Genomic DNA, 13,554 nt, shown 5'->3' on the forward strand with positions numbered 1-13,554 from the left:
CATGCCATACACCTTATCTAGCATCCAAATCAGCTTATAAGCTTATCGTTTTAAGGGGATTATGCATATGCCTTCGAAAAAAAACAGCGCTCTTAACCCATCCAATTGGATAATCGAACTCAGATTAGCAAGTAAATTGCCTGGATAGGCATACAGGCTCCGCGAGAAATACTGCGGCGAAACTAATCCCGATGGAACGCAAGGAGAAACCCAAGACCGGCCCGGGTGTCTTTATTGTCAGGCTGAATTTCTACTGATGGGCATGCTCATGCACCGGGGTCCGCCCAGTCCTCTGGACAATTCGGAAGAAGGCATTTCCAGTACCTCCACCCCAAGTTCTCGAAGGGCGCGGTTGGTGTGTTTGTTTCGGTTGTAGGAAATCACCTTTCCCGGCGCGATGGTAAACACGTTGGCCCCGTCAAACCACTGTTCGCGCAGCGCATACTCCTGGTTTACTTTATCCGTTCCGATGATCTCCAGCCCGGGTATCTCCCGCTTCAAGATTTCCCGCAGTTGCTCCTTTACGTGCTGTCGTTTGATATGCACCTCGGTACCCCCATCTTCCTTTCGCGTATACAGCGAAATCTTCTGCACCGAATGGATCGCATCCGGATAGGTGAGCACCTTGCTTTCATCCAAAATGGTAAACACGGTATCCAGGTGCATGAAATTGCGCTTCTTCGGCAGATGCACCTCATAGACCCTCTCGACACTACCGGAGGTAATCAGCGATTTCGCCACGTGATAGATTGCTTTCTCTTCCGTACGTTCGGAAAATCCAATGGCCACTGCTTTTTCATTCAGTATGATTACATCGCCCCCTTCCAATGAAGCGGGATTGTTATGGCTGACGGGCGGGTAACATTTCTTAACCCGGTCCCTGAAAAGGGGATGATTTTCAAAAATCAACCGCACCATATTCGCCTCTCGTTGCCGTTCCGCCAGACGCATGGCTGAAAAAAGCATTCCTCCGGGTACTATAGCGGCAGTATCTCGTTGAAAGTACAGGTTGGGACAGGGGGGGATCAAAAAAGCCACGTCTAGAAGGTCCGCCAGGGACCGACTACTCAACTTCCCTCGCACTTCATGAACTTTTATCCCCGCAATCAAGGCCTCCACACAGTCCGAAATTGATAAGACGCCGAGCAAATCCTCCGTAAGGTGATCGAGTCGGGATGCGGACAATGCCTCCTGCATCAGCTGCCGTAACAGCTGGCTGTCGGTCAAAATCTCTGCGAGCAAATGCTCGAAAAAATACACCCTCGCCCCACAACTATCCTGGATCAAACCGGTAAACACATCGTGTTCCCGTTGCATCTCCTCCAGGTAGGGAACATCTTCAAACAAAAGCAATTTTTTGTTATAAGGCGTAAGACGGTCAATCTCTTTTCCTGGCCGGTGTACCAAAACCTCCCGCAGGGTTTCGTATTCTGAATCAATCATCAAGTGCATAGGATTAAATCTACAAAAAAATTACCATACTGATAGCTAACGAAAAAGCTTTCGCCGAAATCAATCCCTTAAATCCAAAATATCCCTGATTTTATTGGCTTCAGCCATCTCCCGGTACAAGCCCTCGGCATCCCCTTTTGCCAGGAGATTACGGAAGTGGGACAGGTGCTCCAGGTAGCTATCCAGGGCTTCCAATACGTTTTTTTTGTTTTCAAAAAAAATCGGTGCCCACATCTCAGGAGAACTTTTGGCCAGACGTACCGTGGAAGCAAAACCGCTACCGGCCATGTCAAAGATATTTTTTTCGTCCCGGGTCTTGTCCAATACTGTCTTGCCGAGCACGAAAGAAGATACGTGTGAGAGGTGGGAGACAAAGGCCAGGTGCAGGTCATGATCGGCGGGATCCATGAACCGAAGCTTCATGTTGAGCGCTTCAAAAACCTCGTAGGCCAACCCTTTGAGATGTACATCCGTTTTTTCCATTTCACACAGAATCAAGACCTTGCCATCAAAAAGCATCTCATCGGCAGCCTTTGGCCCGGAGTTTTCCGTTCCTGCAATGGGGTGGACTGCCAGGTATTGCGCTCGTTTGGGATGGTCTACCATTTGTCGGCAAAGCTGCTCCTTCGTAGAACCAAAATCCATTACCAGGGTATCTGGCCCTACCTGCGCCAGCGTTTGATCCAGCAAGTCATACAAACTATCAACGGGTGTAGCCAACACCACCAGCGAGGTGTCCCTATCCGGCCGCTCGCATGCTCTACCAACCAAGCCCAACTGAAGCGCGGTTTCCAGATGAAGTGGGTTTTTATCAAAACCGGTCAATTCCCAGTCTGGCCGGAATTTTTTCAGGGCGAGCGCGAAAGATCCACCCAATAATCCCAACCCTATGATGTGTACTTTTTTCATACTAGTCGTAATTTACCAACCTATTCAATGCTTCTTTTATCTTTTGTTCGTCTACACAAAGCGAAAAACGAACGTGTGCTTCTCCCCTGCTTCCGAAGATTTCTCCCGGTGTGATGAAAATATCCTTTTCGTACAACAGCCGGTCTACCAAATTTAAGGCCTTTTTGCCAGGAGGCACTTTCGCCCACACGAACATTCCGGCACCCTCCTCGGCTACCTGCAACCCCAGCCTTTCGGCCATTTCCAAAACCAGGGATTTGCGGGATTTGTAAATATCATTGATGGACGTAGTCCAGGATGTATCCAGGTTCAGCGCGCAAATGGCGCCCTCTTGGATCCCCAAAAACATGCCGGAATCCATGTTGCTCTTTACCCGCAAAACGGCCTGCAGGTAATCCTGTCTGCCCGCCACCATACCGACTCTCCAGCCCGGGATGTTGAATGTTTTGCTCAAGGAATTCAATTCAAGTGCCTGATTTTTCGCCTCGGGCAACTCCAGGATGCTCCTGGGCTGTTCGTTCAGTATGAAACTATACGGGTTATCGTGAACCAGCAGAATATCGTTTCTACGTACAAAATTCAGTAGTTTTCCAAAGAGTTCCTTGCTTCCGGGAGCACCCGTCGGCATGTGGGGGTAGTTTACCCACATCAGCTTTACCCGGGAAAGGTCCCTGTTTTCCAACGCTTCCCAATCGGGCTCCCACTGCGTACCTTCCAATAGGTCAAAGTACACCGGATGCGCATTGAGCAACCGGGTCACCGAGGTATAGGTGGGGTATCCCGGATTGGGTATCAACACTTCGTCACCTTCGTTCAAAAAGGCCATGGAAATGTGCATGATGCCTTCCTTGGAGCCCATCAGGGGCAAGATCTCGGATTGCGGATCAAGAGAGACTCCGTAATTTCTGACATAAAAATCCGCCATGGCCTCCCGCAGCCGAGGAATCCCCTGATACGATTGGTACCCATGTGCATTCGGGAGATCGGCAGTCCTTTTGAGGGCCTCGGTCACCCGTGGATCGGGCGGCAAATCGGGACTTCCGATCCCCATATTGATAATAGGTCGTCCGGCTTCCCGTAATTGCTGAACTTCTTTGAGTTTTTTAGAGAAGTAATATTCCTGAACTTCTCCCAACCGGTTTGAATATCCTTTCATCCTTTTCTTCTGCTTTGATAGGCGCCCAATAGTTTAACCATTCCGTACTTCTGCTCAATAAGCTTCAATGCCTCCTCAAATTTGGATTCATCGGCAATCAGGGTATCAATAAAAAAGGTATACTCCCAGGGTTTACTCATCACGGGAATGGATTGAATCTTGGTCAAATCCAGGTCATAGGCACTCATCAATGTGAGTAATTTTGCCAGGGCCCCTTTTTCGTTACGTATGGTAATCTTCAGGCTGGCTTTGGACGGAGAGGCTTTTCGTACAGGCTCGTCCTTCTGCAGGATAATGAACCGGGTAAAGTTATTGGCCACTGTCTGTATGTCTTTTGCCAGTATTTCCAATCCGTAGTATTCGGCAGCTTTGCTGCTGGCTACGGCCGCCAATCCTTTTATTTCCTGCTCCGCAATAATTTTTGCCACATACGCCGTGTCCACATCATCCACCGTTCGTATAGTCGGATGCTGGGAAAAAAACCGTTTGCACTGCAGTAGCGCCATGGGATGTGACCTGGCCTCACGAATGTCGGTCAGCTGTTGCCCGGGAAGTGCCATCAGGTTGTGAGAGATGGGCAGGTAATGCTCGTCCGTCACGTGCAAATCATGTCGGTCGATGATATCGTAATTGGGCAAGATGGCCCCGGCAATTGAGTTTTCGATCGCCATCACGGCGTAATCGACCGTCCCGTTTTCCACACTTTTCGCCACCTCCTCAAAGGTGTGGTAGCCAACGGGTTCGATATCCGCCCCAAAGTATTGCTGGGCCACCTGGTGATGGAAAGAGCCCAGTACTCCCTGAATGGCTATTTTCAACTTTTTTTTCAAAACCATTTCGTTATTTTTCGTTCATTGCGGTCCCCCAGGCTCTTGCGGCACCTATTCCTTTCGCGCGTGGGCCCCGTTTACCCTATACCCCTTGCACCGCCTTTAGCCCCAATAATTCACAATGCTTCCAAAAGCTGGGGTAGGATTTATTCACCACCGAAGGATCCAGTATGCGCAGCTGTGTCCGCGTTACCAGGGGCATGAACGCCATGGCCATCCGGTGATCATCGTAGGTGTCAATTTCCACCTTTTCCGGAAAACGGCTTGCAGGGAGCAGGGTAAATACACCGCTTTTCCGCTCCTCCATTTTAGCTCCGATTTTCGCAAGTTCTTGCTGCAGGGCATAAATGCGGTCCGTTTCTTTGATCCGCAGACTTTCCAGACCGCTAAACTCGGAGGTTTGACCTGTCAGGGCGCAAGTTACCGCTACCGTCTGGGCCAGATCGGGACAATGTGTAAAATCAAATGCAGGCAACCCAAGCACTGCAGTTTTTTGCAGGCGTACCCCCCCCGGCTCAAAGGTGCTTTTTATGCCCAACCGGGTCATAATTTCTACAATGCGAGCATCTCCCTGCAGACTATCCGATTTCAATCCTTCTAAAAATAGTTCCCCGGAATCCGCGGCAGCCAGGAGACTAAACCAATAACTGGCTCCGGACCAATCACTTTCGACGGAAAAAGAAGTCGGCCGGTAGGGCTGCGGGGCGATCTGAATGCGATTTCCTTCAAATAGCGACCTGACACCAAACGCCTTCATTAGTTCCAGCGTCATGGTAATATAGGTGACGGAACCGACTTTTCCAGTCAGGGTTAGCGTCAGGCCCTGCGGTAGCAGGGGGGCATTCATCAGCAAGGCCGAAATGTACTGGCTACTTACATCTCCCCGGATGTGTATGTCTGCCGACTTTTGTCCCTCAAATCCATTGATTTGCAAGGGCGGATATCCTTCCTGTGAAAGGTAATCGATGTCTGCGCCGATTTCTCGTAAGGCGTCCACCAGGATCCCAATCGGTCGTTCACACATTCGAGGGGTACCCGTCAGGACTTTTTTCTTGTTGTTCAATGCGGCATAGGCCGTCAGAAAACGCATGGTAGTCCCGGCATCCATTACATCGTACACCTCCGGATCCTCCCGAAGCAGTCGAATCATCGTCTGGGTATCCCTGGCCTCGGCCAGATTGGAAAGCTGGTTTTGCCCGGAGGTCAGCGCATCAATGATGAGTACCCGATTGCTTTCGCTCTTGGACGAAGGAAGAGGAATCCGAACGCTTCCAAACCTATTTTTTACCGGTAATTCGATGGTATTCATGGTGCAAATGCAGTCTTTTGAATGGTTATTGGCAAGCCGCAAGTTAGTCGGCCAAACTGTTGTAGTACTCAAGCGATTCGATCACGGCTTCTTTACCAACGACAATATTGAAGTCGCAAGAACCGATCCGTTTCAACAAGGAAAAGTTCAAGACCTCTCCATCATTTTTCTTGTCCTGGAAACAACGCCTGATGATCGCATGGAAATCGGTATCTGCGATAGTGATTTTTCCGAAAACGGCCAGCAATTTTTGCTGGATGATATCCAGATCCGTGGCAGGCATCCGTAGAAACTTATGGGACAAATAGGCTTCGGTTATCATTCCGATTGCGATGGCTTCACCGTGCAGCAAATGGTAGGGGGTATCCAGGTAATGGGATTCGATCGCATGACCGATGGTATGTCCAAAATTAAGAATCTTTCTCAATCCATCTTCTTTTGGATCTTTGTCGACGACTTCCCGTTTGATACCCACCGAAACAGCGATGATATCCTTCCACTGCTGGCTTTGCCAATTTTCGGTCTTTAAACTGTAAAAATAATTCTCATTCCGGATCAATCCGTGTTTAAGCACTTCTGCATAGCCTGACCGCAATTCCGCTTCCGGTAGTGTCTGTAGGAACTCATCGCTAATCAACACGCCCTCTGGCTGATTGAAAACTCCGATGTGGTTTTTAAACCCATTGAAATCTATCCCTAATTTGCCCCCCACACTGGCGTCCACCTGAGAAAGGAGCGTGGTTGGAACGTTAACAAAACGAATGCCTCGCTTGTAGGTACTGGCACAAAAGCCTCCCATATCTCCGGTTACTCCTCCTCCCAAATTGAGTAGGAGAGTTTTTCTGTCAAAATTAGCATCCGTCATCCATTGCCAGATGTCCCGGCAGGTATCCAGATTTTTATGTACCTCCCCGGCTTCAAAAGCATGCATGGAATGCTCTGGAAGCGCTGCTGAAACGATGGGGTAACAATGGTTGATGGTTTTACTGTCCATAAGCAACCCCAATTTCGAATATTTTTTCGTGTTCAGATAGCGGGGAAGATCCTGTAAAATATCAGAAGAAAAGAGTAGTGTGTCCAAGGTTGGTTTTTTTGGTAAAGGTAAAAATTAAACCCGTTTTATTCACGGAAAAGTAGCGGGCAGGTATTAAAACCAACAAGTGCTTCCCGACCGGCATTTGCTTGCTGCCACCGGTAGCTACCGGTCTCTCTTTTCTTTTGAATAAAACGGGTTTAACCGTTAAACAGACTTTCCTGAAGGCAATCCTTCTCTGAGTTTTTTCTCTTGTCGTTTTACGGATTCTTCGTGAATGCAATAAAGCAATTCCTTCATGAACTTCTCGCTAAGGTTTTTCTCCATGCCCTTCTGGGTCCGGGAATCCATCACGTGCTTCCAGCGATCCGCCTGAAAAACAGTTAGATTGTGTTCCCGTTTGTGTGCTCCGATCTGATCGATGATGGAAAAGCGTTCGGCCAACAAATCCATTAATTGATCATCCAAATGGTCTACGGCATTTCTCAGATCCTGGAGTTTTTCGGAGGGATGCTCGGTCTGAAGCGTGTGCTTGAAATCAATCTGATCCAGGATATCCCGCAACTGCCGGGGGGTAACCTGCTGCTTGGCATCGCTCCAGGCGTCGTCGGGATCGTGATGGGTCTCGATCATCAAACCATCCAAACCAAAGTTAATTGCCCGCTGTGCAGTTTCCAGAATGCCTGTTCTGTTTCCTACGATGTGACTCGGATCATTGATCACTTGCATGCCTTTCCAAAGTCTTTTTAAATGGATCGGCATGGACCAATTGGGCTTGTTTCGAAACTTTTTGTCATAGGCATCGCTGAATCCCCGGTGGATGGCAGCCAATTTGTTTACGCCAACCGCTTGCAAGCGCTCCAGGGCTCCTCTCCAAAGCTCCAGATCTGGATTCATGGGGTTTTTTACCATCACGGGAATGTCCACGCCTTTCAGTGCATCGGCGATTTCCTGCACAGCAAAGGGGTTCACAGTGGTCCGGGCGCCTATCCAAAGTATATCGACACCGTGCTTCAGCGCAGATTCAACGTGTGCGGTATTCCCTACCTCTGTGGTAATGGGGATGTTCAGATGGTGCCGTACGATTTCCATCCATTTCAGTCCGTCCTCTCCGATTCCTTCGAAACTACCGGGTCGGGTTCTGGGTTTCCAAATACCCGCGCGAAATACGTCTGGAACAACATTGGCTTCTTTCATGTCCAGGCAAACCTTTTCGATTTGCTCGGGGGTTTCCGCACTACAAGGTCCGGCGATGATGAGGTGCTCCCTGTCCAGGCCCAAGCCCCAGTCTTTCGTTTGTAAGTGATTTTCCATTTTGATTTGAGGTTAAATAAAAAAGCCCGACTCTCTCGAATCGGGCTTCCTGTTTGTTTATCTTTTGTTAGTTTTTTTCAAGACAATACGCAGCTCCGATTCGGCCGTAGGGACGAAAGTAAAAGTAAAAGAAGCTAAAATAGGTAGCTGCGAATTTTTTCATGCGTCAAATGTAAACTTTCCCCTAGTAAAAATCAAATAGTTATTCTTTTTTTTGCCCAAAAAATTTCAATTTTCTGCTCCGCTTCTACAGAAGCTTCAAAACTACCGGACTCGGTTACTAGCACGATAGCCGGTAAACATCATAGCTAATGATCGTATTGATACCCCCAGGTTTATCTCAGCCAGTGCTTTGCGGCAATGAGGGAACGCCTCCACTCGGACTTCGCATAGGTAGGAAATTGTCAAAGATGATACACAATCTTCCCGATCCATCCCTATCACTTCCCAAGTGATAGCTTGGTAATACTACACTTTCTTTCATGGCTCCATTCGCAATTTATCTCTAAAGTTGATGAATTATGCGTCATCAGCTGAAAACATGCTACCCTGCAAACCTACCTCATGTCCCCTATTTCTCCGGATTGATCATTTTAATAAAGACGGCCAAGGGACTGGCAACGGAGGTAAGGTACACCGGATTTTGTGTGTAGCCGTCGGCTGCAAAGCATTCATAGGGGGCACCAAAGTCTGCCCCTTTCCGGAAATCATTTTCTAGCAACTCGGCGATGTATTCGCGGACCAGCTTCCGGGCGGCTTCCGGATTGACCTGATACACGGCATGCGCCACCCAGCCAACCGGTGTGCCCCAATAAGCCCCGTTTTGGTAGCGGTTTTTGGGAGCCATCGAACGCTCCCAGACCCTATCGGCATCAAAATCATGAATGGTAAGTACGTGTCGGATATTGCCCCGATAGCTCAAGGTACCGTCCAGGTAGGCTCTTCCCAGGGTAAGGCAGGCAGTTTCCCGGACTTCTCCCTGCAAGACTCCTTCGTATACCGCCAGGGCCGTCCCCCAGACGTCCGGCTGATTGCTACTTCCGGTCGCTGCTTTTAATAAGCCACTGGAATCTCCAAACACTTCGGGGACAGCCTCCTGAATCTGTTCCGCAATCCGTTCGTAATACCTGCTCCCTTTTTGATCTCCCAGTAGGTCGAGTAGTTCTGCTAGTTGATTGGCCGCGCGGAATTTTAAGATCGACGGATACAGCAAGTCTCCCGTTAACTGAATGGCATCGCGGAAACCGAAATCGACCCCCCGGAATTGCTCCGTACAAAAAACCAGCTGATTTTCCTGTCGGGACGGGGACACGTGAAAAGCCATTCGCAGCCGATCAATCAGTGTTATGCCCTTGACCGACTCGCTGAGTATTGCCACCGCAGCTCCGGAAGCAACCAACTGGTGGGCCATGTGAATGAAAAAAAACGCATCCCCAAAAGGCGGCAGGCTACCCCATTCCCTGGTGCCCTGCAATTCATAGCTGTAGGTTCCGGGAAAATAAATGGGTAAGCCGTCATCGATGCGGATATGGTCCGGGATGGACCCCATGGGGATCAAACTGCCTCCTGAGGTTATCCAGGTCTGATCTGCCTGATTGGCGGCGGTAAGGAAAAGCATGTGCTTTTGTTCTTCGAGGGTAATCATGCCCGTTTCAAGAGCCATGGCATAATCCCGAATCCAAAAAGAGGGATACGCATTTCTTCCTCCGGGCCGGACGAGGGTACCACCGGTTCTGTTTGGACCAAACTCCTCCGACACAACCTGGTTGGGATATATCCTGGCATGCTCCAGCACGTCCATTGTCATTTTTGTTAAAAAATCCAAATCGGCTGCGGAAATCACCGAACGATCAGGCGCCGATTGTGCCAGCGCAACACCCGATAGGCTGATCGGTACCGCTGCAGAGAAAAATAGCCATCCGGATAAAACGGTCGTCAAGACAGCGGCAGTCTCTGCACGCATGGGGCAATGCCTTGCTTTTTTCAAGGCTTCTGCTTTTCGGTGAGCATTCCAAACTTTCGGGTTAGTTTCGGAATATTTTCTACCTTCCGAAACCGCAGGGCGGACCAGTCTCCGTCGATGGCTACCTGTCTGACCGGTTCCATACCCCATTCTCCCAGGAGCTCCCAGCCACTATCCCGGTCGTAATCAGCGCGGTAGTTTTTAGAACTCTTTTTTGGATAGGCAATCCAAAACACCGCGTCGGCTTCCAGCAGGGGAAGCACGGCCCGGGCACGGGATTCCATGTCTGCCCTGGTTTCTCCAAAAATCAGGGCAAAATCAAATTTCTCCCCTTCTTTCGGGTGTTCGCAAATTTGCGTATGCGCTGCCATCGCCTCCATCGGGACTTTAAATGAATCCGGGGCTGCCATGATCAGTACTTTTTTCTGGGATTTAAATTGTAGCTTTTTAAAAACAGCATCCATACCGTGTATTGCGTGAGCCTGTATAAATTTACGAATTATTGGGAAAAATAAAAGAAGCCGGCTCCTTGCATTCGGTTAATTTGAAAAGACTAACCGCTGATCCTTCCTGTTTTTTTGGTATCTTTGCCCCCTGTAAATGAAAAAAAAACCTGACTTTTCTTTCGATAATCTGGAAATTGCCTTTGCGCACCTTTCGGACGAGGACTTGCAAAAAACGAAGACCTTGTTTCGCTTGATGCATTACCCCCTTCTGGTTAAATCAGGAATTTGGCTGAGTAAAATGGCATTTGCTATGGGCTTGCCGGTAGCGGGCTTCGTGAGACAAAACGTTTTTCGCCACTTTTGCGGAGGAGAAACCATTGCCGCCTGCCGACCTGTGATCGAAATGCTGGATGCATTTGGCGTAAAGTCCATTCTGGATTATTCGGTAGAAGCCAAAAAAGAGGAAGCGGGTTTCGTCGCCGCAGCCGAAGAAATCGAACGAACCCTTCAGGAAGCAGAAAAGAACCCTCACCTGGCCTTTGCCGTTTTCAAAGTCTCCGCCATTGCGGATACGAAATTACTGCAAAAGGTTCAGGCGAAGCAGCAGCTATCGGAAGGCGAAACAGCATCTTTTGAAAGGGCTGAGGAACGGTTCATGGCATTGTGCCGCCGTGCCGCTGAGCGAAACGTGCGGCTGCTGATAGATGGGGAGGAAAGTTGGTTTCAGGAAATTATAGATGAGTGGGTCCGGAAAGCCATGCGTCAGTACAATAGCGAAAAAGCCGTGGTATTCAATACCTTTCAGATGTACCGCAAAGACATGTTGCGTCGACTCAAAGACGCCCGCCACGACGCAGTAGCTAATGGCTATTTTCTGGGTGCAAAATTAGTCCGTGGTGCCTACTTGGAAAAAGAACGGGCACATGCCGAGGCAAGGGGGCTAAGTGATCCCATTCATGCCAGCAAAGAGGCCACGGACGAAGCCTATAACGAGGCACTGCTGTTCTGCGTCAATAACAAGCAGCGGGTTTCACTGGTCAGTGGTTCGCATAACGAATGGAGCAATGCCCTACTGGCCGAACTATTGGACCTTCACGGACTCTCACGTTCGGACGAGCGGGTATTCTTCTCGCAACTGTACGGCATGAGTGACCCCATCTTCTTTCAATCTGGCCAAAGCCGGATACAACGTGGTCAAATACCTGCCCTACGGCCCTGTAAAAGAGGTACTTCCTTATCTTGCTCGCCGAGTGGATGAAAACACAGGCGTGTCCGGACAGGCCAGTACGGAACTACAACGCATCAATCAAGAACTACGCAGGAGAAAACACCTGCCTAAATTTCCAACAATAGCATAATCATCGGTATACACATGCAATTACTGAACGAACAGGAGATAGAACGAAGGAAAGACAGAGAGGCCTTACTACAGCTAGGTATCGATCCCTACCCTGCCCTTTCTTACCCCATCAATGCCACCTCGGCGGATATCCATAAAAACTACGAAAATCGGAAAAACGACTACAAGAACATCAGCATAGCGGGAAGGCTCATGAGCCGCCGCATCATGGGTTCGGCCAGTTTTGCGGAAATTCAGGATAGTTACGGGCGGCTTCAAATTTATGTGCGGAGAGACGATATCTGCCCGGACGAGGACAAAACCCTGTACAATACCGTTTTCAAGAAACTGTTGGGCATCGGCGATTTTATTGGCCTCAAAGGATTTATCTTCACCACGCAAACCGGCGAAATATCGCTTCATGTTCAGGAATTCACCTTGTTGTCCAAGTCCGTAAAGCCCCTTCCCATCGTTAAAAGAGACGATGAGGGCAATGTATACGATGGCTTCACCGATCCGGAACTGCGATACCGGCAGCGGTACGTGGACCTGATCGTCAATCCAGAGGTGAAATCAACCTTCGTTACCCGTTCCAAGGTAATCTCTTCCATGCGAAGGTATTTCGACGACCATGGCTGGCTGGAAGTAGAAACCCCCATTCTCCAACAGGTGCATGGAGGCGCTGCTGCCAAGCCCTTTGACACACACCATAACGCACTGGACATCCCCCTATTTTTGCGAATTGCCAACGAACTCTACCTCAAACGGTTGATCGTTGGGGGGTTTGAAGGGGTGTACGAAATAGGAAAAATGTTTCGTAATGAGGGCATGGACCGAACCCACAATCCAGAGTTTACCTCCATGGAAATTTACGTGGCCTACAAGGATTACGTATGGATGATGGAAATGGTCGAAGAGCTGCTTGGACACATTGCCTCTAGCGTATTGGGCAGCACCCAGGCAAAGGTTGGAGAACATACCATCGAATTTGCAGGCCCTTACAAACGCCTGTCCATGTTTGAAGCCATTCAGGAATACACGGGAATTGATGTGAGCACCATGGAAGAACCGGACTTGAGAACGGTCTGTGCGGAACTGGAGATAGAGGTGGACGGAAGCATGGGTAAGGGGAAATTAATTGATGAAATTTTCGGCGAAAAAGTAGAGGACCACCTGATCCAGCCCACCTACATCACCGACTACCCAATCGAAATGACTCCCCTGGCTAAAAAGCACCGCGACAAACCAGGCTTGGTGGAACGCTTTGAACTTTTTGTCAATGGAAAGGAAATCGCCAATGCCTATACCGAGCTGAATGATCCCATTGACCAGCGGGAGCGATTCGAAGAACAACTCAAACTGGCTGAACGTGGTGACGACGAAGCCATGGCCATGGATGAGGATTTTCTACGGGCATTGGAGTACGGTATGCCGCCTACTTCTGGTCTGGGGATTGGAATAGACCGGCTATGCATGCTCCTTACCAATAAGAGTACCATTCAGGAGGTATTGTTTTTTCCACAAATGAAACCCGAAAAGCGAGTAAAGATAGCTACGGACGAGGAGTTCATGCAGGTGGGCATCCCGGCGGCGTTGATTCCAGTGGTACGGGAATTGAACATTCATACGCTGGAGCAACTCCGGGCCCAAAACCCAAGCAAGTTGTTTAACGATGTCTGTGGCAAACGAAAAAAATTGAAACTAAACGTGCCCAACCCCAGCAAGGACGAAGTGGAGAAATGGATCAATTCTCATTGATCCATTGCGAGCCCGAAGAAAAAAAACCTTCGGGCTTTTTGACTT

General features: G+C 49.2%; 12 protein-coding genes. 3 read left to right on the forward strand and 9 right to left on the reverse strand.

The window, feature by feature from the left end; translation table 11 throughout:
* Nucleotides 1-237: 237 nt before the first annotated feature.
* From ABWH99_RS21325 to ABWH99_RS21365, 9 genes are all read right to left on the reverse strand, one after another.
* Entirely contained in the window at nt 238-1,452 is a 1,215-nt protein-coding gene (locus ABWH99_RS21325; RefSeq protein WP_375583806.1) for an arginine deiminase family protein, read from the reverse strand.
* Between the two features lie 60 nt (nt 1,453-1,512).
* Nucleotides 1,513-2,361: a prephenate dehydrogenase gene (locus tag ABWH99_RS21330; protein WP_375583807.1), complete on the reverse strand. Its 849-nt coding sequence runs from the start codon at nt 2,359-2,361 to the stop codon at nt 1,513-1,515.
* Nucleotide 2,362: 1 nt separating this feature from the next.
* Nucleotides 2,363-3,517 (reverse strand): pyridoxal phosphate-dependent aminotransferase, encoded by a 1,155-nt coding sequence (locus ABWH99_RS21335; RefSeq protein ID WP_375583808.1) that lies wholly within the window; start codon nt 3,515-3,517, stop codon nt 2,363-2,365.
* On the reverse strand, nt 3,514-4,347 hold the full coding sequence (locus tag ABWH99_RS21340) for a prephenate dehydratase (protein ID WP_375583809.1): 834 nt from the start codon (nt 4,345-4,347) through the stop codon (nt 3,514-3,516). Before ABWH99_RS21340 ends, ABWH99_RS21335 begins: the two co-directional genes overlap by 4 nt.
* 82 nt (nt 4,348-4,429) lie before the next feature.
* Entirely contained in the window at nt 4,430-5,656 is a 1,227-nt protein-coding gene (locus tag ABWH99_RS21345; RefSeq protein ID WP_375583810.1) for a 3-phosphoshikimate 1-carboxyvinyltransferase, read from the reverse strand.
* Nucleotides 5,657-5,699: 43 nt separating this feature from the next.
* Nucleotides 5,700-6,737, reverse strand: coding sequence for a 3-dehydroquinate synthase (gene aroB, locus ABWH99_RS21350; protein ID WP_375583811.1), 1,038 nt, complete (start codon nt 6,735-6,737; stop codon nt 5,700-5,702).
* 159 nt (nt 6,738-6,896) lie between these two features.
* On the reverse strand, nt 6,897-8,003 hold the full coding sequence (locus tag ABWH99_RS21355) for a chorismate mutase (protein ID WP_375583812.1): 1,107 nt from the start codon (nt 8,001-8,003) through the stop codon (nt 6,897-6,899).
* Nucleotides 8,004-8,574: 571 nt separating this feature from the next.
* Nucleotides 8,575-9,990, reverse strand: a complete 1,416-nt coding sequence (locus ABWH99_RS21360) for a hypothetical protein (RefSeq protein WP_375583813.1) — start codon at nt 9,988-9,990, stop codon at nt 8,575-8,577.
* Nucleotides 9,987-10,430 carry a hypothetical protein gene (locus tag ABWH99_RS21365; RefSeq protein WP_375583814.1) on the reverse strand — a complete coding sequence of 148 codons (444 nt, stop codon included), beginning with the start codon at nt 10,428-10,430 and terminating at the stop codon, nt 9,987-9,989. Before ABWH99_RS21365 ends, ABWH99_RS21360 begins: the two co-directional genes overlap by 4 nt.
* A gap of 136 nt (nt 10,431-10,566) precedes the next feature.
* Here ABWH99_RS21365 and ABWH99_RS21370 point away from each other — a divergent pair, with 136 nt between their 5' ends.
* From ABWH99_RS21370 to lysS, 3 genes are read left to right on the forward strand one after another with little or no spacing between them, the layout of a single operon-like run.
* Nucleotides 10,567-11,670 (forward strand): proline dehydrogenase family protein, encoded by a 1,104-nt coding sequence (locus ABWH99_RS21370; protein ID WP_375583815.1) that lies wholly within the window; start codon nt 10,567-10,569, stop codon nt 11,668-11,670.
* On the forward strand, nt 11,603-11,770 hold the full coding sequence (locus ABWH99_RS21375) for a proline dehydrogenase family protein (RefSeq protein ID WP_375583816.1): 168 nt from the start codon (nt 11,603-11,605) through the stop codon (nt 11,768-11,770). Before ABWH99_RS21370 ends, ABWH99_RS21375 begins: the two co-directional genes overlap by 68 nt.
* A gap of 14 nt (nt 11,771-11,784) precedes the next feature.
* Complete coding sequence (lysS, locus tag ABWH99_RS21380; protein WP_375583817.1) at nt 11,785-13,509, forward strand: lysine--tRNA ligase; 1,725 nt, start codon at nt 11,785-11,787, stop codon at nt 13,507-13,509.
* Nucleotides 13,510-13,554: the final 45 nt, after the last annotated feature.

The sequence above is a fragment of the Cyclobacterium xiamenense genome (genome assembly GCF_042140265.1).
Classification (GTDB): domain Bacteria; phylum Bacteroidota; class Bacteroidia; order Cytophagales; family Cyclobacteriaceae; genus Cyclobacterium; species Cyclobacterium xiamenense_A.